This window comes from Microbacterium gorillae, from assembly GCF_050990725.1.
Classification (GTDB): Bacteria; Actinomycetota; Actinomycetes; order Actinomycetales; family Microbacteriaceae; genus Microbacterium; species Microbacterium gorillae_A.
This window is the reverse complement of sequence record NZ_CP158844.1, coordinates 2405308-2427178: the sequence shown is the minus strand read 5'-3', so window position 1 is coordinate 2427178 and position 21871 is coordinate 2405308. Positions and strand designations below refer to the sequence as shown.

Sequence of the window (21871 nt, the reverse complement as noted above, 5' to 3'; positions counted from 1 at the left end):
ACATCGGATCAGGCGTTGCGGAAGGCGACGACGGCGTTGTGGCCGCCGAAGCCGAACGAGTTGCTGATCGCCAGCTGCGGGCCGTCGCCCAGCGGCTGCGGCTCGCCGGAAAGGCGGAACGGCACGGCGGGATCCGGTTCGGTCATGTTGATCGTCGGGGGAGCCACCCGATCGCGGAGCGCGAGGATGGTGAACACCGCCTCCAGCGCGCCGGTGCCTCCGAGTAGGTGCCCGGTGGACGCCTTCGTGGCGGAGACGGGGATCTCGTCGATGCGGTCACCGAAGACGCGCTTCAGGGCGACGTACTCGTTCGGGTCGCCCACCGGCGTGGATGTGGCGTGCGCGTTGATGTGGGTGACCTCGTCCGCGCTCGCACCGGCCATCGCCAGCGCCTGCTCCACGGCACGGGCGGCACCCGAGCCCTCGGGGTCGTTGCCGGTGATGTGGTACGAGTCGGCGGTGACGCCGCCACCCACGACGTAGCCGTAGATCTTCGCGCCGCGGGCCTTCGCGTGCTCCTCGGTCTCCATGATGAGAACCGCGGCGCCCTCGCCCATGACGAATCCGTCACGATCGATGGCACCCGGGCGCGAGGCGTGCGCGGGGTCGTCGTTGCGGCGGGACAGCGCCTGCGCGGAGGCGAAGGAGGCGACGGTGATCGGGTGGATGGCCGATTCGGCACCGCCGGCGATGACGACGTCGGCCAGTCCTTCCTGCAGGTGCTCGTAGGCGTTCAGGACCGACTCGGTGCTGGAGGCGCAGGCGCTGACCACGGTGCGGGCGTAAGCGCGCGCCTCGAACTGCAGCGACAGGTTTCCGGCTGCGGCGTTGGGCATGAGCATGGGAACCGTCAGCGGCAGAACGCGGCGAGGCCCCTTCTCGCGGAGCGTGTCCCAGGCATCCAGCAGTGTCCATACGCCACCGATGCCGGTGGCGAAGTCGACGCCGAGGCGCTCGGGGGCGACCTCGGGGGAGCCGGCGTCGGCCCAGGCCTCGCGGGCCGCGATGAGGGCGAACGCGGATGACGGGTCCAGACGCTTGGCCTCGTGACGTGGCAGCACGTCCTCGGGGCGGATGACGGCCTCTGCCGCGAAGGTGACGGGAAGCTCGTACTTCTCCACCCACTCGTGTTCGAGCGTGCGGGCACCGGACACTCCGGCGAGAAGGTTCTTCCAGTTCTCCTCGGCGGTCGCGCCGAGCGCGGAGATGGCACCGATTCCGGTGACGACGATGCGCTTGGTCATGCACTCTCTCCTGGTTTGTGCGAAAAGCGTGGGGCGGTCCTGGTGGGACCTGAGTCCGCGAGGGACGTATCAGAGGGCGGCGTGCCGCAGCACAGGGCTGCGGCACGCCGAAGGAATTACTCCTGGCCTGCGACGATGAAGTCGACGGCGTCGCCGACGGTCTTCAGGTTCTTGACCTCGTCGTCCGGGATCTTGACGCCGAACTTCTCCTCGGCGTTGACGACGATCGTCATCATGGAGATCGAGTCGATGTCGAGGTCATCGGTGAACGACTTGTCCAGCGCGACCTCGTCGGCCGAGATGCCGGTCTCGTCGGTGACGAGCTCGGCAAGACCAGCGAGGACCTCGTCCTTCGTGAATGCCATGATTTCTCCTTGTTGTTGGATGGGCGGGAAACAGTTTATGGGGGAGTCGTCAGGGGAGAACGACGACCTGCGCGCCGTAGACCAGTCCGGCTCCGAAGCCGATCTGCAGCGCGAGTCCGCCACTGAGCTCCGGATGCTCCTCGAGCAGGCGGTGCGTGGCCAGCGGCACGGACGCAGCCGACGTGTTGCCGGTCGTCTCGATGTCGCGGGCGATCGCGACGCTCTCCGGCAGACCGAGCTGCTTGGCGAACTCGTCGATGATGCGCATATTGGCCTGGTGGGGGATGAAAGCGGCGAGGTCGGACGCCTCGACACCAGCGACCTCAAGGGCCTGCTTGGCGACCTTGGCCATCTCCCAGACGGCCCAGCGGAACACGCTCGGGCCCTCCTGACGCAGCGTGGGCCACTTCGCCTCGCCGTCGCGGAACTCCACGAGGGTGTGGTCCATGCCGACGGTGTCGGCCTTGGAGCCGTCCGAACCCCACACGGTGGCGGAGATGCCGGGGGTGTCACTCGGGCCGATGACCACGGCGCCGGCACCGTCGCCGAGCAGGAACGAGATGGTCCGGTCGGTGGGGTCGATGACGTCGGACAGCTTCTCCGCGCCGATGACGACGGCATACTTCGCAGCGCCCGCACGGATGAGAGCGTCGGCCTGTGCGACGCCGTAGGTGAAGCCCGCACACGCCGCGTTGCTGTCGTAGGCGGCAGCGGGGTTCGCGCCGACACGGTCGGCGACCACGGCGGACATCGAGGGAGTCTGCTGCACGTTGCTGATGGTGGCGCAGATGACGAGATCGATCTCCGACGGGTCGACGCCGCTCTTCGCGATGGCCTCCTCGGCGGCTGCCGTCGCGAGGTCGGTGGCGCTCGTCGTCGGAACCGCGCGAACGCGGGTGATCACACCGGTGCGCTGGCGGATCCACTCGTCCGACGAGTTGATCGGTTCGATGATCTCGTCGTTGGTCACCGCGTTCTCGCCGCGGGCGGCTCCATAGGAGTAGATGCGGGTGAAGGCGGGGCCCTGCCCCTGGGTCAGCGTGACGCTCATGCGTTGTCTCCGTTCAGCATCGCGACGGCCGCTTCCAGGTCGTCCGGGGTCTTGACAGCCACCGTCGGCACGCCACGAAGTCCACGCTTCGCGAGGCCGACGAGGGCACCGGCAGGAGCCAGCTCGATCATGCCGGTGATTCCGGCATCGGCGAAGGACGTCATGCAGAGATCCCAGCGCACGGGGGAGGTGATCTGGTGCACGATCAGCTCCAGCGCGCGTGCGCCGTCAGAAACGGTGGATCCGTCGCTGTTGGTCCAGAGGGTCCGATCGGGAGCCTGCACGCCGTCCGCAGATGCAGTCTCCACGGCGGTCTGCAGTGCAGGACGTGCGGACGCCATGTAACGGGTGTGGAAGGCACCGGCCACCTGCAGCGGGATCACGCGAGCTCCGCGCGGGGCGTTCTCGCCCAGCGCGGCGAGGCCCTCCAGGGAGCCGGCGGCCACGATCTGTCCGCCGCCGTTGAAGTTGGCGGGTTCGAGACCGGCAGCGGCGATCGCCGCGAGAACATCGTCCTCGACTCCGCCGACCACAGCGGCCATGCCGGTGGCTGCCTCACCCGCTGCTGCTGCCATCGCGCGACCGCGCTCACCCACGAGGTGCATCGCGCGCTCGTCCGAGACGATGCCCGTTGCCGCCAGCGCGGCGACCTCGCCGACCGAGTGACCCGCGACACCGGTGGCGCGATCAGCCGCGTCGCCGAGCGCGTGGAATGCCAGCAGGCTCGCCGCCACGATCAGTGGCTGCGCGATGGACGTGTCGCGGATGGTGTCGGCATCGGACTGTGTGCCGTGCTCGATCAGGTCGACCTGCGCTGCGTCGGAGTAGGCCTCCAGACGCTCACGAGCGCCCGCCAGCTCGAGCCAGGGGGTGAGGAATCCGGGAGTCTGTGAGCCCTGACCAGGGCATGCGAGGACGATCACTGATTCAGTTTGCCAAGGAATCTCGCCAGGCGCTGGCATACTCCTCACAAGAAATCGATCACTGTTTGTGCGAGGTCGACAGGATTTGGCCGTTGCGGCGTGTCGGGCGTCGTCGCACACCGTCAGCGGCACCGATCGAACCGAGGATCAGCGCGGTCTGCAGGATCAGAGCTTCGCGCGGCCCGGTCGCGTCCCAGCCGATGATCTCGCTGACGCGCTTGAGCCGGTAGCGGACGGTATTGGGGTGCACGAAGAGCTCGCGCGCGGTGGCCTCCAGCGAGCGGCCGTTGTCGAGGTAGCTCCAGAGCGTGGCGACGAGATCTGCGGAGTGGGCCAGAAGGGGGCGATAGATGCGCTCCACCAGCGTGGTGCGAGCCAGCGGGTCGCCGGCCAGCGCGCGTTCCGGAAGCAGATCGTCTGCCTCGACGGGACGCGGCGCGTGGCGCCAGCCGCTCGCAACAGCGAAGCCGGCCAGAGCTGCGCGCGCCGACATGCTGGCGTCGACGAGTGCGGGCACCGTGGGACCGAGCACCAGGTGTCCTGCGCCGAAGCACGGTTCCATCGCCCGGGCGATGTCGACGAACGGTCGCCCTTCGACGGGCTCGGAATCGGCGGCGGGATCCTGTGCACGCCCGATCACCAGGACGAGCCGGGCACCCTGAACGCCGACGAGGACGTCGACGCCCAGCTTGCGCGCGGTGCGGCGCACCTGATCGACGTCGAACATCGGGGGCGTTGTGCCGACCAGCACGCTGACCTCGCCGTGCCCGTGCCAGCCGAGCGCCGCGATGCGACTGGGCAGCTCGTCATCGGTCTCGCCCGTGAGGATCGAGTCGACGACGAGGGCCTCCAGACGCGCATCCCACAGTCCGCGCGCTTCTGCAGCGCGCGCGTAGACGTCTGCGGCGGTGAACGCGAGATCCCGGGAGTACTCCAGGATCGCCTCGTGAACGTGACCGCCGCGGCCGGCCACGCGCTCCTCCGTCACCTCGACGGTGACGCGGATGAGCTGCAGCGTCTGCTGCAGGCTGACGCTGCGCAGCAGTTCACGTGGTGCGGCGGCGAAGATGTCCGCCGCGATCCAGGGGGTGGAGGTGGGGTCCTCGTACCACTGGATGAAGGAGGTGATGCCGGCCTGGGCGACCAGACCGACGGACGAGCGCCGTGCCGGGGGCATCTCGGCGTACCACGGAAGCCTCTCTTCGAGACGCTTCGTGGTCACCGTCGCCAGGTCACCCGAGATCTTGCGCAACCACGCGAGAGTCTCAGCCTTGTCCTGGGGGATGTCCCCGGCCGGCGCGTTCGCCACCGCTCTCAGCTCTCGCCGCCCGCGTTTCCGCTGGTCCCGGCGTTCACGTTGAACAGGTCGTACTTGTCGATGGCGGCCTTCACGACCGAGCGGTCGATCTTGCCGTCCTCGGCCAGCGAGAGGAGCGTGCGCACGACGATCGACGGGCCGTCGATCTTGAAGAAGCGACGCGCTGCCGCGCGGGTGTCGGAGAATCCGAAGCCATCGGCGCCGAGCGAGGCGAAGCGCTGCGGAACCCACTGGCGGATCTGGTCCTGCACGGCGTGCATGTAGTCGCTCACCGCGGTCACGGGACCTTCGGTCTCGTTCAGTCGACGGGTGACGTACGGCACCAGCGGCTCTTCCTCCGGGTGGAGGAAGTTGTGCTCGTCGGCAGCCAGGCCGTCCTTGCGCAGCTCACCCCACGACGTGACCGACCAGACGTCTGCGGACACACCCCAGTCGTCGGCCAACAGCTGCTGCGCCTCCAGCGCCCACGGCACACCGACGCCCGAGGCGAGCAGCTGTGCGCGGGGTCCGGAGCCGGTGGCCTCGGAGATGCGGTGCATACCGCGGAGGATGCCATCCACGTCGACGCCCTCGGGCTCGGCGGGCTGGACGATCGGCTCGTTGTAGACGGTGATGTAGTACATCACGTCGGGGTCCGGGTGGTTTCCGCCGTACATGCGGTCCAGGCCCGCCTGCACGATGTGCGCCAGCTCGTACCCGTACGCCGGGTCGTAGGCGATGGTGGCCGGGTTGGTGGAGGCGAGCAGCGGCGAGTGTCCGTCGGCGTGCTGGAGTCCCTCACCGGTGAGCGTGGTGCGACCGGCGGTGGCGCCGATCACGAAACCGCGCGCCATCTGGTCGCCGGCTGCCCAGAAAGCGTCGCCGGTGCGCTGGTGACCGAACATCGAGTAGAAGATGTAAACGGGGATCAGCGGCTCGCCGTGCGTGGCGTACGACGTTCCTGTCGTGGTGAACGCGGCGGTGGCGCCGGCCTCGTTGATGCCCACGTGGACGATCTGGCCCTGCGGGCTCTCCTTGTACGCCAGCAGCAGCTCGCGGTCGACCGAGACGTAGTTCTGGCCGTGCGGGTTGTAGATCTTGGCGGTAGGGAAGTACGCGTCCATACCGAACGTGCGCGCCTCGTCGGGGATGACGGGAACGATGCGGTGTCCGATGTTCTTGTCACGCAGCAGGTCCTTGAGCAGACGCGCGAACGCCATCGTCGTGGCGATCTCCTGCGTTCCCGAGCCCTTCTTGACGAGCTTGTAAGCGTCGTCTCCCGGCAGGTCCAGGCCCACGTGCGTGGTGCGACGCTCCGGGAGGAAGCCGCCGAGGGAACGGCGGCGCTCCAGCATGTACTGGGTGGTCTCGTCCTGCTCGCCCGGGTTGTAGTACGGGGGCAGGTACGGGTTGGCCTCGAGCTGTGCATCGGACACCGGGATGTGCATAGTGTCGCGGAACAGCTTCAGGTCGTCCAGCGTCATCTTCTTCATCTGGTGCGTGGCGTTGCGACCCTCGAAGTGGGGGCCCAGGCCATAGCCCTTGACCGTCTTCGCGATGATGACGGTGGGCTGACCCTTGTGCTCCATCGCGGCCTTGTAGGCGGCGTACACCTTGCGGTAGTCGTGACCACCGCGGCGCAGGCCCCAGATCTGGTCGTCCGTGTAGTCCTTGACCATCTCCAGCGTGCGCGGGTCGCGACCGAAGAAGTTCTCGCGGATGAACGCACCCGACTCGGCCTTGTAGGTCTGGTAGTCGCCGTCGGGGGTGACGTTCATCAGGTTGACGAGTGCGCCGTCCTTGTCGCGGGCGAGCAGCTCATCCCACTCGCGGCCCCAGACCACCTTGATGACGTTCCAGCCGGCACCGCGGAAGAAGCTCTCCAGCTCCTGCACGATCTTGCCGTTTCCGCGCACGGGGCCGTCGAGGCGCTGCAGGTTGGCGTTGATGACGAAGGTGAGGTTGTCCAGACCCTCGTTGGCCGCCACCTGCAGCTGACCGCGCGATTCGACCTCGTCCATCTCGCCGTCGCCGAGGAAGGCCCACACGTGCGAGTCGCTGGCGTCCTTGATGCCGCGGTTGGTGAGGTACTTGTTGGTCATCGCCTGGTAGATGGCGTTGATCGGGCCGAGGCCCATCGAGACCGTCGGGAACTGCCAGTAGTCCGGCATGAGGCGCGGGTGCGGGTACGAGGGCAGACCGTTGGCACCGGCGGACTTCTCCTGGCGGAAGCCGTCCAGCTGGGCTTCGGAGAGGCGACCCTCGAGGAACGAGCGGGCGTAGATGCCGGGGGAGGCGTGGCCCTGGATAAAGATCTGGTCGCCGCCGCCCGGGTGGCCGTGACCGCGGAAGAAGTGGTTGAAGCCGACCTCATAGAGGGTGGCGGCTCCGGCGTAGGTGGAGATGTGGCCGCCGACGCCGATGCCGGGGCGCTGAGCACGGTGCACCATGATGGCCGCGTTCCAGCGGATCCAGGAGCGGTAGCGCCGCTCCAGCTCCTCGTCGCCCGGGAACTCGGGCTCATTGACGGGGGCGATCGTGTTGATGTAGTCCGTGGTGGGAACCATCGGCACGCCCAGGTGCAGCTCGCGCGAGGTGGAGAGCATGCTGAGCATGATCTCCCGGCCGCGCTGCGGGCCCTTGGCATCAACGAGATCGGTGAGGGATTCCTGCCACTCCGCGGTCTCTTCGGGATCGCTGTCGAGAGGTTCTTGGCTGTAGGGATCCTGGTCGTGAACAGTCACCGGGCGACCTTTCGTCGTACTGGCAGATCATGCCAAAGGGGCGGATCGGCGCACGGGGAGGTGTTGTAGACATCACACGGCATGCGCATCCCCAGCCTACCCACATTCCGCGAAGCGTCGTGCGGCAGTGCGAGCAGGAGGTTCGCGGCGGTCAGCCAACGCGTCGGTAGCGGGTGAGGACGGCTCCGGAGGAGAACTCTTCGCGATACACAGGCTCCAGGCGGCGCCGAGTCGTCAGTCCCGCGAGCAGATAGGGCCCGTGTCCCGCGACGTGCGGCTGCACGAGGAACTCGTATTCGTCGATGAGGTCGAGTTCAGCGAGTGCCGTCGGCAATGTCACGCCGGAGACGAGGATCTCGCCGCCCGGCTGCGATTTCATCGCGGTGACGGCCGCGGCGAGGTCTCCACGAAGCAGCGTGGCGTTCCAGTCGACGCTCTCCAGGGTGCGCGAGACGACGGTCTTGCGGGCGCGACTGATCGTGTCCGCGAAGTCGATCTCCCAGGCCGGCGAGTCCGCCGGAAGTGGATTGCGCCAGGCCTCCTCCATCATCTGATAGACGATCCGACCGAACAGGAGCTCGTCGGCGCGCGCGATGCTCGCTGTCGCCGCGCGATTCACATCCTCGGTGGGATCGCCCTCGCGGTGATCCACGCAGCCGTCGACGGTGACGTTGATGTAATAGCGGAGAGTGCGCATGCGATCACGCTAGGCCGCATGATTCGTGTCGGCAATGCCTATGCGCCGGCGTCCCGGCTGGAGCCGTTCACCTCATCGGCCCGCTCCTGACCGGTGAGGGCGGCGATCGCGTCCATCATCCGTTCGGTCGCGATGCGACGAGCGGCACCTCGAGGCATGCCGGTGAGATCGCTGAGATCCAACGGGGTGCCGAACCGCACTTCGGGGCGGGTGCGCCCGCGCAGCGTGCCGAACGGTGTCATCTCGGCCGTACCGATCACGCCGACGGGCACGACGGCCGCGCCGGTCTCCAGCGCCATCCATCCCGCGCCGCTGCGACCCTTGTAGAGCCGGCCGTCGCGGGAGCGCGTACCCTCGGGGAACACGGCGAACACGCTGCCGGCCCGCAGGATCCGCGCCCCGGATTCCAGGGCTGCCTGTGCCGCCTGGCCCGCGGTGCGCAGCACCGGTACTCCGCCGATGGAGGTGAAGAACCAGCCGAGGAAGCGGCCGACCACACCGGGGCGCGTGAAGAGGCTCGCCTTCGTCAGGAACTGGACGGGGCGCGATGCCGCGGTCGGGATCAGCACGGTGTCCCAGCCGGAGAGGTGATTGGCCACCAGGAGGACCGGCCCGGTGGCGGGGAGATTCTCCCGTCCGCTGGTGCGTGCGCCGTAGACCGCCGCGAACAGGGGGCGCAGCACCGCGCGCCCGAAGTAGTAGACGGCCCCCGGCTTCGGGATCTGGGTTTCGGCATCACTCACCATCCGATCCTATGGATGTGTCGCAGGCTCGGTGCGGACCGGCCGGGTGCGCGGGCCATACGATCGGAGTGTGGCAGATGCACAGAAGTATCAACCCGATGTCCTCTGGGCATGTGTCGAAGACGGATTCCACGTCGGCAGCCGCGGCGGTGATTTCCTCGGATTCGTCGACCGCAGACCCGACGGCGGCTATCGCGCCTACGACTCGCGCTCTCAGACGGTGGGGGACTATCCGTCGCTGCGTGAGGCCACGGCAGCGGTGACGCGGGCGCAGCCGGGCACGCCGATCCACCCCACCACTGACGTCCCAGGAGCGACCTCGTGACCGCGACCAGCGAGCCCCTCATCACCCTCGTCTACGTCAGCACGGCATCGCAGCCGTTCCGGGAGACGGCTCTCGAGCAGCTCCTCGCGGAGTTCCGCCGATTCAACACGGCGAACGAGATCACCGGGATGCTGCTGTTTCGGGATGGTCGCTTCATTCAGGTGCTGGAGGGTGAGCGCGCGGCGGTCGAGCATCTGGCCGAGCGCATCGGCCGCGACTCGCGACACCACGACATGCGGATCCTGCTGTCCGAGCCCATCGCAGAGCGGAGCTTCCCCGATTGGAGCATGGGCTACCGATCGTTCCGTCGAGGTACCGAAGCGGCCCCCACGGGGTTCCGAGACTCGTTCGCTGATCTGGAATCGGCGACCGATGCTTCGACGACGGCTCGGGCGCTGGGGGAGCTCACCCTGTGGTTCCGTGTTCGGGAGACCGTCGGCGTCTCCGAGGTTTCCGGGCTTCATCGGTAGCGTGAACGCATGCAGATGATCGGCGTGCTCGGCGGGATGAGCTGGGAGTCCTCGTTGGACTGGTATCGGCTGGCCAACGAGCGGGTCCGCCAGGAGCTGGGCGGCTTCCACTCGGCACCGATTCTGCTGGATTCGCTCGACTTCGCCGAGATCGAGGCGATGCAGGCTTCCGGCGATTGGGAAGCAGCGGGCGCGCTCCTCGCCGCCCATGCGCGCGGGCTGGAGGCAGCGGGGGCAGGACTCATCGTGCTGTGCACGAACACGATGCACCTCGTCGCCGACAGGATCACCGAGGCGATCAACGTTCCGTTCCAGCACATCGCAGACACCACCGCTGAGGCGATCCGCTCAGCGGGCCTGACGACGGTCGGTCTGCTCGGGACCGCCTTCACCATGGAGCAGACCTTCTACCGTGACCGCCTCGCACAGCATGGCATCACCGCGGTGATTCCGAGCGCCGAGGATCGCGCGACGGTGCACGGCGTCATCTACGACGAGCTCGTGCAGGGCATCGTCACCGAGCAGTCACGGCAGAAGTACCGCGACGTCATCGCCCATCTGGTCGCCGACGGCGCCGAGGGCGTCATCCTCGGCTGCACGGAGATCGAGCTGCTCATCACGCAGCAGGACGCACCCGTGCCGGTGTTCCCGACGACCGCGTTGCATGTCGAGGCGGCGCTGAAGGCTGCCGGTCTCTAACTGCAGCCATCAGTCCCAGACGAGGAACACGACGCGGTGATGCCCGATGACGGGCGGAATGTCGGTGTAGTCCTCCATCGATGACTCGTCTGATTCGACGATGCCGTCGCTGTGCAGCCACGCGATGTCCAGAATCTCCTCCAGCACGGCTGCCGGAAGTGTCGTCGCCAGCAGGATGGATTCGGCGATGACGTCTCCTATCGCCTCGTCCAGCTCCGTGTCCTCGTGAAGCCCCACGCGAATCCATGCGACGTCATCGCGCGCCTCGACTGCGCGCAGTCGTTCAGCGATCTCCGCCAGCGTCGGTCGACCGAATCCCCAGCGGTTCGGCGCGAGGGAGTCCTCCGCGACATTGCCGTCGAAGAACTCGCCGAGGGTGAGCAGCGGAAGCCGGTCACCCGTAATGCGGGCGGCGATCTCGGCGGTCGTGATCACGATGTGCTCCTGATGTCGGAGGTCGTGGCGCCGTCGAGCAGGGCGCGGAGGTTCTTCTTGTAGACGCGGAACGCGAGTCGGCCGTCGTCGGTCAAGCTCACGTAAGTGACGGGATTCCGGCCCTCCAGCACCTTCTCGACAATCGCGTAGCCCGAGTCCTCGAGCTTGCGCAAGTGAGTCGCGAGATTGCCTGATGTCGTGCCGAGGAGAGCCTGCAGCCGCGGGAAAGACAGCGAGTCGCCAACGCCGAGCGCATCGAGGATCGTGACGATTCGCAGTCGTGCCTGGACGTGGATGACGGGATCCAGCTCATCCATGGACGGCAGCCGTGATCGGGCCGGACATGAGGGCGGGCTTCGCCGTCTCGATGATCGCGAGGCCGAGGAACCCCATGCCTCCGACAATGCCCGCCAGAAGGTTGTATGGCGGCGGCACGGCCAGTGATCCGAGGCCGACCACGAGGATCCAGACGCCGAAGACGAGCTGGGACCTGTCGTTCCACAGCACGGCACCGGCGACCGACAAGGCGCCGATCACCAGGCAGGGGCCGGCCATCCAGTAGGAGAGCATGACGTCGACGGGGATTCCCGTGCTGGCCAACCGCCAGCCGAGCAGGCCGATGAGGGCGAACGCCACGGGGTAGATGTTGCCGAAGATCGCCCCCTGAACCACGGAGGGTCCGCGCGTGCCGGTCCCGCGGCGAACCGAGTGGACGGTCGAGATCACGATGGCCGCCCCAACGCAGACGACCGCGATGATGAGAGCCGCCACGAGCGGAAAGGAGAGGCCGGTCGGGGCGAAGGTGAGGAAGAGTGCCGCGAAGCTCACGATCCACGCTGCGCCCCACGCCACGTACAACAGGCGTGCGCTCGGCGCCATCGCTGTCTTCGCCTTACTGCTGTCGTCGGCAATCGCCCGCAGGATCGCGGCGGGATCGACAGCCCTGCTCTCCGCACTCATGACATACCTCCGTACTCGTGTGGTGCTGCGATCTGCAACACCAACTACTTTGCAATGACAGCAACTTTGTGCCACAAAGTCAAGAGGTGATGCGTAAGGAAGTATCGGCTGGAAGGGCCCGTGAGACGCTAGATCCACCCGCGCTCGCGCGCGATCCGAGCCGCGGACTGGCGGCTGTCGGCGTGGAGCTTGATGATCGCCGACGAGGCGTGGTTGCGCACCGTGCCCGACGCCAGACCTAGTTCGCGCGCGATGTGCTTCAGCGGTAGCCCCTGGTCAGTGAGTCTCAGCACGTCCGTCTCGCGCGGGGTGAGTGGACTTTCGTCCTCCGTCAGCGCGGCGGCTGCGAGGCTCGCATCGACATAGCGCTCGCCGGCCGCGACGCGACGGATGATGTCGGCGAGCTCGCCAGCGGGCGTCGACTTCGGGACGAATCCGCGAACGCCGACGGACAGTGCCCGTCGCAGCGCGCCGGGTCGGGCATGTCGGGTGACGATCACGACGACCGCGTCCGACTGCGCGATGATCTCTCGTGCCGCGTCGACGCCGTCCATGCCGGGCATCTCCAGGTCGAGAAGGGCGATGTCCGGGCGATGAGCGAGGGCGGCGCTCACGGCACCTGCCCCGTCCTGAGCCTCGCCGACAACGTCGATATCGGGTTCCAGAGCGAGCAGGGCGGCGAGGGCTCCGCGAATGAGCTGCTCGTCGTCGGCGATCACAAGACGGATCATCTGTTCACCTCCGAGGGTGCGAGAGCGGGAATCGTCACGGTGAGCTCGAACCATGCGCCGTCACGACTCGAGGTGACACTGCCGCCGAGGGGTGCCACACGGTCGCGGAGACCGCTCAACCCGGTGCCGCTGGTCTTCGTCGTCCCGGCGCCGTCATTGGCGACGGTCAGTCGCCATGCGCCACCCACCGCCTGGAGTCGGATCGCCGCGTGGGTGGCGGTGCTGTGGCGGAGGATGTTCGTGGTGGCCTCGCGCAGGGCCACCGCGAACAGCGTCTCCAGCGAGGGTTCGAGGCCGACGGTCTCCAGCGCGACCTCACAGTCGATGGCCGCCGAGCGGAGAACGGCCGCCGCGTTCCGGGCTTCGACGGTGAGGGTCACCGAGCGGTAGTCATTCACGACGGCACGGGTGTCTTCCAGCGCCTCGCGTGCGATCACTCGGATCTGCGCGATCTCGTCCGCAGCTCGCTCGCGATCCTGTTCCAGGAGCCGCTCCGCCAACTCGCTCTTGAGCGCGATGACCTGGAGGTGGTGTCCCTGAATGTCGTGCAGATCGGTCGCGAATCGCAGGCGCTCCTGGGCGATCGCAAGCTCGGTGGCGACCTGACGTGCGTTTTCGAGGCGCAGCACGACGCGCAATGCCCACATCGCGCTTGTCGGAAGGACCACGAACATCGCCAGGGTTACCAGCATTTCGAACGGAGCAGTGGCCGTCTCGGATGTCGATGTGCCCGTGAAAGCGGTGATGGCCCCCGTGGAGATCACACTCGCCGTGGCGAGGATCGCGCATGCCGCCCACCGTGCCCGCAGAATGCTCGCGAGCAATCCGCCGGACACCGCGAGGATGAACGCCCACCCCCACCCGGCGAACGGCGGGGCGATGGCGACGATCCAGGCGACACCCGCGGCGACGACGGCTGTCAGGAGCGCCGGATGTCTGGCGCTGCGGGGCTTCGGGCGGCGCACCACCGCCGGGACGGCGAGAATCATCGCCACGGCTGAGATCATCGTGAGCACCGCAAGGATGACCGAACGTGGATCGCTCGGGATGAGCTCCGCCACGATGGCGACGCCGGCGCTCACGACGATGATCGCGTACAGGCTCACAGCCGTCGATCGGCGTGCCCACACGGCATCGCGCGAGCTTCGCGTCGCCGGGTCCGCGGGCTGCGTCATCCGCTCAGCGTACCGGCAGGGTCGCGAGGAACTCGTTGGTGTCCGCTGCGATGGTCGCCGACTGTGTGTGATGCAAGTAGTGCGTCCCGTCGAGCGGGATCGCGGTGCCGTTCTCGAGCTGCGCGACCTGTCCATCGTGGAGCTGCTTCCAGGTGTCGAAGTCCTCGTCCTGGGTGGCGATGAACAACAGGACCGGCAGGTCTTTCGGGAAGGTTGCGGCGCTGGCGGTGACGAAGTTGGTGTACGCGGTCTCGAGTTCGTTCAGTACGGTGCGGGCGGAGGCATTGCGGGTCGTGAAGTACCCCATCTGCTGCTTCTGCTCGTCGGTGTAGGGCAGGCCCGCGTAGGGATCGCCGCTCAGCGCCGCGAGTGCTCGCGTGATGCCGAGGTCTCGCAGCTCCGCGATCCCTGCGGTCGATACGGGCTCGTCCCATCCCGGCTGGTTGGGCACGCTGGTGTCGATGCCGACGAAAGCGCGCAGCTCATCCCGATACTGCTCGGCGTAGGTGAGGGCGTACAGCCCCGCGATGGAGTGGCCCATGAGCGTGTAGCGCGTGATGTCCAGCTCCTGCAGGGCGGTGTGCACCTCCTCGACGATGTTCTCCGTGGTGCGGGGGACGTCGGTCTGGTCACTGAGTCCGTATCCGAACGGCTCGACCACCACCACGCGGTGATCCTCCGCCAGCTTCGTGACCAGCGGCTGGTAGTCCAGCCACGGCGACGCCGTGCCGAGTCCCGGGAGCAGCACAATGGTGTCGTCACCCGTGCCCGTGATCACGACATTCATCTGGTGCCCGTCGACGTCCACGCGCTGGCCGTAGTCTTCGATGCTGGCCAGCTCCTGCCGCGTGGCCACGGCATTGACGGCGAACGTGGTTCCCAGCAGGAGAACCGGAATCGCCAGCACAGAGCCGAGGGTGATCAGGGTGATTTTCAGAGGCTTTCGCATATCTCCAGCCAACCGGCGCGGCACGGTGCGCAGAAGTGTCGTGATGTCACGCCCACCCGTGACATGCGTCACGGGTGGGCGCCGCGTTGACGGTCAGGATTGCTGGGCTTGCAGCCATCGGGGCCGTAAGGAGCGAGCAAGGTTCACTTGAGACATCTGCCCAGCCACGGATCATCGTCAGTATCGGAATCGGACGTGTCCTGTCGGGCGATCTGTCCGAGTGCGACCGTGCCAAGGCACGTCAGCGCGAGGAGGTCGCCCGGCCGGCACGCCGAGGCGAGCGCGGTTCGAATCGTCACCTGTCCAGCGCGCGAGCTCAGGAGCGTCGTCCGTCTGCGGGGTGCGTTGGGGTCGCGCAGGTGTCGTACGTCGAGGACGCGAGACTCGAGCGGATCGAGATTGCAGTCAACGCTCACCTCTCCGCGGCGGAGGCCGTGGCCTGGGATGTAGGCCGACACTCTGGTGATGACGACGGTGCGGAAATCATCACTTCGAGGGTCCTCACCGGTCGGCGCAATCATCAGACACGGAGCGCCTCTCTCCTCGACGAGTGCGCAGAGGGATTGGTGGCCGATGACGATGTCATGGTCGGTGAACGTTGTTTCTGCGGGCCAAAGCCGCGGTTCCTGGTAGAGAGCAGCCAGTGCCATCGTCCGGGAGGAGATCAGACTGTGGGTGATGCTCATGAGTTGGCCACCGGTGCAAGATTGTTGCTCATAGCGGACGCTCTCGGCGGCCTGGGGCGTACATCTTTCAACGCGACAGTGCCGCAGCACGGGACCGCAAGGACGTCGCCCTGGTGCAGATCGCCCGGGAGCGAGACCAGCGGGTGAGGCCAGGGTGCGGCACCAGCATCACCCGGGATCAGTTCAATGACTGTGTTCTGAGCGGTCGAGGCCCGGCCGATGAGCCGGCACTCATTCCACCATGGCCTGATGTGCTCGAGCCCGCAATCGGTGAGGGCGATGTGCTTTCCTGTTTCGTCATCGATGCGGAGGGTGATGCGGAAGACCAGGACAGTCACATCGCTTCCAGCGCCAGGGGTGCGTGCCACAGCCGACGTCGAGTGAGGGAGGTCGCCCGAGAGAACCGCAGGTGTGCCCGTGATCTCTACGAGCCGCGTGAGATACACCCCGCCGACAATGACGTCGGTGACAGTGGGTACGGTGTGCTCGGGCCAGAACCGGGCATCGCAATGAAGGGGAATGCTTCGTCTGAGTGTCGGCAGGATCTCTGTAAGAGTCATGTGTCCAGTCCTACGCACCGGTCGAGGTGCAAGGAATGGTCCCTCACGGAACTCATGCGTTCCTGATCTGAGGCGGATCACACCGCGCAAATCTGGTGGGCCCTGCCGGGATCGAACCGACGACATCCACGGTGTAAACGTGGCGCTCTACCAGCTGAGCTAAAGGCCCTCGTGGTCCATCCTATCGGGTGCGCGGTGGTCGCCGAGCACCCGACAGGAAACGCGGGTCAGAGGGCGACGAAACCGAGAACGGCGCTCACGATGGAGAGCGCGCCCAGCACCACGGACGGCAGCACCGCCTTCGCCGGGTCCCGGTGACGGAGATGGATCACGACCGCGCCGATCATGACGATCGCGAGGCACGACGCGGCGATGGGGGAGAGGACGGGGACGATCCCCGTGGCGAGCGGCAGGATCAGGCCCAGCGCGCCGACCACCTCGGCCGCGCCGATCGCTTTCAGCGCGGCGGGTGGGAATCCCTTCGCCCAGGCCATGCCGGACGCGACGAGGGCATCCTTCGACTTCGCGAGCTTGTTGACCCCTGCGCCGAGGAAGGCGAGGGTGAGCAGGGAGTTGACGACCCAGAGGGCGATGATCATGAGGTTCCTTCTCTGAACAGAGTTACGATAGGTAACAGACCTCATGATGCGTCACTATCCGAACGCATGCAAAAGGCACACGGAGGTAAGCAGGTGACATCGATCGTCGAACCCAGCGCATACGAGACGGCGTGCGACGGGCGCGGGCCAACCGATCATGGCCGAGTCATCCGCGAGGTGCTGGACCGGGTCGGCGACAAATGGTCGGTCCTGGTGATCGGCGCCTTGCACGAGCAGCGCCTCCGATTCACCGAGCTGATGCATGCTATTCCGGGGATCTCGCAGCGGATGCTGACGCTGACCGTCCGTCAACTGGAACGCGATGGGCTGCTCACGCGCACGGTCCATGCCGAAGTGCCGCCACGCGTCGAGTACGAGCTCACGGATCGAGGGCGCGGCTTCGTGGAGCTCGCTATCGCTCTCGCGGATTGGGCGATCGAGAACCGCGAGGGCATTGAAACCTCGCGAGCGGACTACGACGCGCGGATTCCGGCGCGATAGCCCGAAAGGGCTTATATGTGGGAAATATAAGCTATAGACTTCTCGCATGTCAGAGATCGTCGGAGTCATCGTTGACATCGTCGCGTCACGTCGTGCGACGGATCGCGCCGCGGTGCAGGCGAGCGTTCACGCCATGTTCCAGGAGGCGCAGCAAGTGGTGACGCCCGTCCTGCCGCTCTGGTCAACGGCAGGCGATGAGTTTCAGGTCGCCTACTCCTCTGTGGCGCGAGCCTGCGCCGCCACGACCCTGGTCCGGTTGGCCGCGGTCGACGCCGGCACCGACGTGCGCTTCGGCATCGGCAAGGGGCAGTCCCGCATCGTCTCCGGGGCAGCGGATGAGATTCCGATCTACGACGGCAGCGCGTGGTGGGCGGCGCGCCGGGCGATCGACACCGTGCACCGGCTCGCCGGGCGCACCGGACCCGCGCGAACCTGGGTCGTGGACAACGACGATGAACCCGCCGACATCAACGCCGCTCTTCTTCTGCGCGATGAACTCATCGGCTCGATGAAGCCGCGCGAGGTGCGCATCGCCCGCGCGATGATCGAGGGGCGAACCCAGGCGCAGATCGCGGAAGCGGAGGGGATCACCCAATCCGCCGTGTCGCAGAGCGCACGCCGCTCCGGGGCCGCCACGCTGGTCACGGTGCAGTCGTTGTGGACGGGAGGACGCGCGTGAACGTGATCGCCGGGTTGCTCGTGGTGGGAATCGCGGGCGCCGACATCATCGGCTGGCTCATCACGCGTGCGCAGAGAAGGAATCGTTCGCTCACCGCGCGGGTCCTCGCGATCGCCGTCTGGTCGCTCCTCGTCGCGGTTGCAGCGGTGCCGCTGCAGGCCCCGGTGGCCTACGCCCCGGTGCTCGCCATTCTCACCTTCGTCTGGCCGGTGCTCGCGGGCCTCTGGGCAGCATCGGTGCTCGGGTACATCGCCGTGATCGCAGGCATCCTGGTCGCCGGAGGAACGGGGCTCCCGTTCATTGGGACGTTCGGCACCTTCGGGTACGTGGCGACAACCTCGATCCCGCTCGGCAAACCGGTGGCGATGGTCGGCGTCGCGCTCTTCCTCGGCCTGAGTGCGAACCTTGTCTGCCGTGGTGCACTGCGTCGCGCTCGCGTCGCGGAGGAGCCGTCGCTCATCACCGCGACCGGGCACACCCAGCAGGGGGCACCGACCCTCGGCGCTCGCATGACGGACGCTCTGCGCACACGCTGGCTCACCGAACCGCTGCGCCCCGGCGAGATGCGTGGCGGCCGGTTGATCGGTCCGCTTGAGAGATGGATCATCCTGGCGCTCGCTCTCGCCGGAGCCCAGGGGATCATCGCGGCCCTGATGGCGGCCAAGGGCATCGTCCGCTTTCCTGAGATCTCGAAGAACGCGGGCGAAGGATCAAAAGCAGAGGAGTTTCTCGTGGGCAGCCTGATCAGCTGGGGCCTCGCCGGGGCCGGCGCCGCGCTGGTGGCGTTCGCGTGAGCGGTGCGCGCGAGCAGGACATCGTCCGCGTTGAGACGGCCGTGGGTGCTCGATTCCCCGACTGGCTGCGGGATCGGCTCCTCGCCGAGAACGGATTCATCCTCGACGACACCGCCGGCAGGACCGGTCGCACGTGGCGGATCCTGCCGGTGCGCGACGACGGCGACCGCAAGCGCATGATGCGCACCGCGAAGGACATCGCCCGCGCCACGGCCACCGCACGCGCGGTCGATGTCGTCTCCTCCGCAGGGTTCGGAGAACCACAACCAGGGCAGCCGTTCCCCGCCGATGGCGTGGTGATCGGTGTCGGCTGGACCGAACTCGAACGCCTGACGCTGCTCCCAGACCCTGTGGACCCGGGACGGCTCGGTCTGACGCTGTACCGGCAGATGCAGTTCGCGCCGATCGAGTCGCTGGGACTGCGGCTCGACGAGCTCGCTCCCGATCCGATGGCGTTCGACACCGGCGAGGAACTACCCACGTTCCGCTATCACCCCGACCCCGTTGCGACCGGATCTCTCCGACGGTCACCGAACGTCTGCTCGCTCTGCGAGCGTCCCCGCGGATGGGAGTACGCCTCACGCCCCTACGGCCGCGGGGAGCCGGAACACATCTGCCCGTGGTGCATCGCCGACGGATCTGCCGCTCGCGCTGGCGCGCTCTTCGTCGACACCTGGGCCCTGGACGAAGCAGGCATCGCCGAGGACATCCAACACGAAGTGGCCACGCGGACACCCGGCTTCTCGACGTATCAACCGGAGGAGTGGCAGTCCCACTGCGACGACGCGGCCGCCTTCATCGGAGAGCTTGATGCCGACGGTCTGCGCCTGCTCGCTCCCGAGCGCCGGGAGGAGCTGGGCATCAGCGAGGAGGCGATCGAGGCGGTGGCGCAGCAGGAGGCCGGTTTCGCCGTGTTCGGCTTTCGGTGCCTGCACTGCGGCGCCACCCTGGGATTCCTCGATATCGACTGAGGCCAATCGCGTCAGTTCACGGTGAAGGTCGCGCGCAGCAATCGCGCCTCGTCACTCGACGGGCCGACGCGCAGCTCGAACGCACCCGACTCGACGATGCGGTGCCCCTCGGCGTCGACGATCGTGCAGTCGGTCACCGGCACCTCGAGCAACACTTCGCGCGTCTCACCCGGCGCGAGATCGACCTGGACGAACCCCTTCAGCTCCTTGTCCGCCCAGCTGACCGACGTGATCGTGTCGCTCACGTACGCCTGCACCGTCTCCCGGACGGGTCGCGTCCCCGCGTTCGTGACCGTCACGCGGGCGCGCACGGTCTCGTCGCGCGTGTATGACTCGGCGTCGAGAACCATGCCGTCGTAGGTGACAGTCGTATAGGACAGGCCGTGCCCGAACGGCCACGCCGGTGCCTGCGTGAGGTCGGCGTAGCGGTCGCCGTGCTGGCCGCGGATCTGGTTGTAGTACGTGGGCTGCTGGCCCACGTGCCGCGCGAACGAGATCGGCAGCCGCCCGCTGGGCTCGATGAGACCGAGGCACAGCTCCGCGATCGCGCGTCCGCCCTCCATACCGGGAGATGCGGCCCAGATGATCGCCGCCGCGTTGCGTGCGGACGGGGGCAGGACCAGGGGCTTGGACGCCAGCAGCACCACGATCATCGGCGTTCCGGTCTTCGCCAGTGCGTCGAGGAGGGCGATCTGCCCGCCGATCAGCTCCAGCGTGGCCGTCGAACGCCCCTCACCGACGAGATCGATGACGTCGCCGACCACGGCGACCACGCAGTCGGCGGCCTCGGCCTGAGCCACCGCCTCCGCGATGAGCGCCTCATCGGGCTCGGCCGGGACCACGACCTGCGGGCGGGGCTGACCGTCGGGGAAGAACTCGCCGGCCGGGTCTGCCTCCAGCGTGAGCACATCTGCACCGCGACCGAAGGTGACCTCCCAGCCCGAGGGTGCGAACCGGCGGAAACCATCCAGCACCGTCGTGATCAGCTCGCGGGGCTGGCCGTCCGGCAGCCACCCGGCCTGGCCGGAGTTTCCGGCCCAGTCGCCCAGCTGGGTCTGTGCGTCGTCCGCGAGCGGTCCCACCACGGCAACGCGGCGCGCGGGCTGAGCCGTCTGGCCCGTGAGGGGGAGGACCCCGTCGTTCTCGAGCAGCACGAGGGACCGCCGTGCGATTTCCAGGTTCAGCGCCCGGTGTTCCGGCGTGTTCAGCACGGCGGCGATCCGATCCGCATCGGGACGGCGCGGATCCTCGAACAGCCCCAGCTCGAACTTGAGGGTGAGGATGCGTCGCACCGCGCGGTCCAGGTCCGCCTCGGTCAGCTGGCCCGCGTCGATCGCCTCCAGCGCACCCTCGAAGAACCCGGGTGTGGTCATGATCATGTCGTTGCCCGCGATGACCGCGGCAGCGGCGGCGTGCGCGTAGTCCGGCTGCACCCGCTGCTCCCAGACCATGCGGCCGACGTTGTCCCAGTCGGTGATGAGAGTACCGGTGTAGCCCCACTCGCCACGGAGGACTTCGGTGAGCAGCCAGTCGTTCACCGTGATCGGCACGCCATCGGTGGACTGGTAGCCGAGCATGAAGGTACGCGCGCCCTCGCGCGCGACGCGCTCGAACGGCGGCAGGAACCACGAGCGCAGCTTGCGACGGGAGATGTCCGCTTCGCTGGCATCCCGGCCACCCTGCGTCTCCGAGTAGCCGGCAAAGTGCTTCGCCGTCGCAAGAATCGCCGTGGGATCGGTCAGTCCCTCGCCCTGATATCCGCGCACCATGGCGGAGGCGAGCTCGCCGATTAGGTACGGATCCTCCCCGAACGTCTCATTCACCCGACCCCACCGGAGGTCGCGCGTGATGCACAGCACGGGGGAGAAGGTCCAGTGGATGCCCGTCGCCGCGACCTCGACCGCCGTCGCGCGAGCGGCTTGCTCGATGAGCTGTGCGTCCCACGATCCCGCCATGCCGAGCTGGGTGGGATAGATGGTGGCGCCCCCGAAGAAGGAGTGGCCGTGAATGCAGTCCTCGCCCACGATGAGCGGGATGCGCAGCCGTGTGCTGTCGGTGAGCTCATGCGCCTGCTGCAGGCGCTCCGGCGAGGCGTGCAGGATCGAGCCGACGTGCTTGCGCAGCACCTGGTCCTCGATGTCGTCGCGGGCATCGAGCTGCATCATCTGCCCGACCTTCTCCTCCACGCTCATTCGCGAGACGAGGTCGTCGACGCGGTCGGAGATGGGAAGGGTCGCGTCCTGATAGGGCGGCCTCGTGGTCATAGCGAATCC

Annotated in this window: 25 protein-coding genes and 1 tRNA gene; 7 read left to right on the top strand and 19 right to left on the bottom strand. The window is 67.5% G+C overall.

Features of this window, described 5'->3' with window-relative positions; genetic code table 11:
• Positions 1-8: 8 nt before the first annotated feature.
• From ABTV68_RS11065 to ABTV68_RS11030, 8 genes are all read right to left on the bottom strand, one after another.
• On the bottom strand, positions 9-1244 hold the full coding sequence (locus ABTV68_RS11065) for a beta-ketoacyl-[acyl-carrier-protein] synthase family protein (protein WP_433673724.1): 1236 nt from the start codon (positions 1242-1244) through the stop codon (positions 9-11).
• 116 nt (positions 1245-1360) lie between these two features.
• Positions 1361-1609 (bottom strand): acyl carrier protein, encoded by a 249-nt coding sequence (locus tag ABTV68_RS11060; RefSeq protein WP_231090329.1) that lies wholly within the window; start codon positions 1607-1609, stop codon positions 1361-1363.
• Between the two features lie 49 nt (positions 1610-1658).
• A complete protein-coding gene (locus ABTV68_RS11055) occupies positions 1659-2660 on the bottom strand; it encodes a beta-ketoacyl-ACP synthase III (protein WP_433673722.1) in 1002 nt (333 codons plus the stop codon).
• Entirely contained in the window at positions 2657-3583 is a 927-nt protein-coding gene (locus tag ABTV68_RS11050) for an ACP S-malonyltransferase (RefSeq protein WP_433673720.1), read from the bottom strand. The genes ABTV68_RS11055 and ABTV68_RS11050 overlap by 4 nt, the downstream gene beginning before the upstream one ends.
• A gap of 58 nt (positions 3584-3641) precedes the next feature.
• Positions 3642-4892, bottom strand: a complete 1251-nt coding sequence (locus tag ABTV68_RS11045; protein ID WP_433673719.1) for a PucR family transcriptional regulator — start codon at positions 4890-4892, stop codon at positions 3642-3644.
• Between the two features lie 5 nt (positions 4893-4897).
• Positions 4898-7624: a pyruvate dehydrogenase (acetyl-transferring), homodimeric type gene (aceE, locus tag ABTV68_RS11040; protein ID WP_433673718.1), complete on the bottom strand. Its 2727-nt coding sequence runs from the start codon at positions 7622-7624 to the stop codon at positions 4898-4900.
• Positions 7625-7775: 151 nt separating this feature from the next.
• Entirely contained in the window at positions 7776-8321 is a 546-nt protein-coding gene (locus ABTV68_RS11035; protein WP_433673717.1) for a dihydrofolate reductase family protein, read from the bottom strand.
• Positions 8322-8359: 38 nt separating this feature from the next.
• Entirely contained in the window at positions 8360-9064 is a 705-nt protein-coding gene (locus tag ABTV68_RS11030) for a lysophospholipid acyltransferase family protein (RefSeq protein WP_433673716.1), read from the bottom strand.
• Between the two features lie 70 nt (positions 9065-9134).
• Between ABTV68_RS11030 and ABTV68_RS11025 the strand changes: the two genes are divergently transcribed.
• The 3 genes from ABTV68_RS11025 to ABTV68_RS11015 are packed head-to-tail and all read left to right on the top strand — an operon-like array spanning position 9135 to position 10558.
• The gene (locus ABTV68_RS11025; RefSeq protein ID WP_433673714.1) at positions 9135-9389 is read left to right on the top strand and encodes a hypothetical protein; all 255 of its coding nucleotides are present in this window, start codon (positions 9135-9137) and stop codon (positions 9387-9389) included.
• Positions 9386-9859, top strand: a complete 474-nt coding sequence (locus tag ABTV68_RS11020; RefSeq protein ID WP_433673713.1) for a BLUF domain-containing protein — start codon at positions 9386-9388, stop codon at positions 9857-9859. The genes ABTV68_RS11025 and ABTV68_RS11020 overlap by 4 nt, the downstream gene beginning before the upstream one ends.
• Before the next feature lie 9 nt (positions 9860-9868).
• Complete coding sequence (locus ABTV68_RS11015; RefSeq protein WP_433673711.1) at positions 9869-10558, top strand: aspartate/glutamate racemase family protein; 690 nt, start codon at positions 9869-9871, stop codon at positions 10556-10558.
• Positions 10559-10567: 9 nt separating this feature from the next.
• Here the strand turns inward: ABTV68_RS11015 and ABTV68_RS11010 are convergent, their stop codons facing one another.
• The 10 genes from ABTV68_RS11010 to ABTV68_RS10965 form a co-directional block, all read right to left on the bottom strand.
• Positions 10568-10993 carry a hypothetical protein gene (locus ABTV68_RS11010; RefSeq protein WP_433673710.1) on the bottom strand — a complete coding sequence of 142 codons (426 nt, stop codon included), beginning with the start codon at positions 10991-10993 and terminating at the stop codon, positions 10568-10570.
• The gene (locus tag ABTV68_RS11005; RefSeq protein ID WP_433673709.1) at positions 10990-11310 is read right to left on the bottom strand and encodes a transcriptional regulator; all 321 of its coding nucleotides are present in this window, start codon (positions 11308-11310) and stop codon (positions 10990-10992) included. The genes ABTV68_RS11010 and ABTV68_RS11005 overlap by 4 nt, the downstream gene beginning before the upstream one ends.
• The gene (locus tag ABTV68_RS11000; RefSeq protein WP_433673708.1) at positions 11303-11953 is read right to left on the bottom strand and encodes a hypothetical protein; all 651 of its coding nucleotides are present in this window, start codon (positions 11951-11953) and stop codon (positions 11303-11305) included. Before ABTV68_RS11000 ends, ABTV68_RS11005 begins: the two co-directional genes overlap by 8 nt.
• A gap of 128 nt (positions 11954-12081) precedes the next feature.
• The gene (locus tag ABTV68_RS10995) at positions 12082-12684 is read right to left on the bottom strand and encodes a response regulator (RefSeq protein WP_433673707.1); all 603 of its coding nucleotides are present in this window, start codon (positions 12682-12684) and stop codon (positions 12082-12084) included.
• Positions 12681-13859, bottom strand: a complete 1179-nt coding sequence (locus ABTV68_RS10990; protein ID WP_433673706.1) for a sensor histidine kinase — start codon at positions 13857-13859, stop codon at positions 12681-12683. Before ABTV68_RS10990 ends, ABTV68_RS10995 begins: the two co-directional genes overlap by 4 nt.
• A gap of 4 nt (positions 13860-13863) precedes the next feature.
• The gene (locus ABTV68_RS10985; protein ID WP_433673705.1) at positions 13864-14808 is read right to left on the bottom strand and encodes an alpha/beta fold hydrolase; all 945 of its coding nucleotides are present in this window, start codon (positions 14806-14808) and stop codon (positions 13864-13866) included.
• Positions 14809-14951: 143 nt separating this feature from the next.
• Entirely contained in the window at positions 14952-15494 is a 543-nt protein-coding gene (locus ABTV68_RS10980; protein WP_433673704.1) for a hypothetical protein, read from the bottom strand.
• The gene (locus tag ABTV68_RS10975; RefSeq protein WP_433673703.1) at positions 15491-16054 is read right to left on the bottom strand and encodes a hypothetical protein; all 564 of its coding nucleotides are present in this window, start codon (positions 16052-16054) and stop codon (positions 15491-15493) included. The genes ABTV68_RS10980 and ABTV68_RS10975 overlap by 4 nt, the downstream gene beginning before the upstream one ends.
• 93 nt (positions 16055-16147) lie before the next feature.
• Positions 16148-16223 (bottom strand) — tRNA-Val (locus ABTV68_RS10970).
• 58 nt (positions 16224-16281) lie between these two features.
• Positions 16282-16653: a DoxX family protein gene (locus ABTV68_RS10965; protein WP_433673702.1), complete on the bottom strand. Its 372-nt coding sequence runs from the start codon at positions 16651-16653 to the stop codon at positions 16282-16284.
• A 93-nt stretch (positions 16654-16746) separates the two neighbouring features.
• Between ABTV68_RS10965 and ABTV68_RS10960 the strand changes: the two genes are divergently transcribed.
• Genes ABTV68_RS10960 through ABTV68_RS10945 form a run of 4 tightly spaced genes read left to right on the top strand, consistent with a single transcriptional unit; the run spans position 16747 to position 19598 of the window.
• Positions 16747-17154 (top strand): winged helix-turn-helix transcriptional regulator, encoded by a 408-nt coding sequence (locus tag ABTV68_RS10960; protein ID WP_433673701.1) that lies wholly within the window; start codon positions 16747-16749, stop codon positions 17152-17154.
• Between the two features lie 46 nt (positions 17155-17200).
• On the top strand, positions 17201-17833 hold the full coding sequence (locus tag ABTV68_RS10955) for a SatD family protein (RefSeq protein WP_433673700.1): 633 nt from the start codon (positions 17201-17203) through the stop codon (positions 17831-17833).
• Positions 17830-18627 (top strand): hypothetical protein, encoded by a 798-nt coding sequence (locus ABTV68_RS10950; protein WP_433673699.1) that lies wholly within the window; start codon positions 17830-17832, stop codon positions 18625-18627. Before ABTV68_RS10955 ends, ABTV68_RS10950 begins: the two co-directional genes overlap by 4 nt.
• On the top strand, positions 18624-19598 hold the full coding sequence (locus ABTV68_RS10945) for a CbrC family protein (RefSeq protein ID WP_433673698.1): 975 nt from the start codon (positions 18624-18626) through the stop codon (positions 19596-19598). Before ABTV68_RS10950 ends, ABTV68_RS10945 begins: the two co-directional genes overlap by 4 nt.
• An 11-nt stretch (positions 19599-19609) precedes the next feature.
• Here ABTV68_RS10945 and ABTV68_RS10940 read toward each other — a convergent pair whose 3' ends face one another.
• Positions 19610-21862, bottom strand: coding sequence for a glycoside hydrolase family 3 N-terminal domain-containing protein (locus ABTV68_RS10940; protein ID WP_433673697.1), 2253 nt, complete (start codon positions 21860-21862; stop codon positions 19610-19612).
• Positions 21863-21871 lie beyond the last annotated feature (9 nt).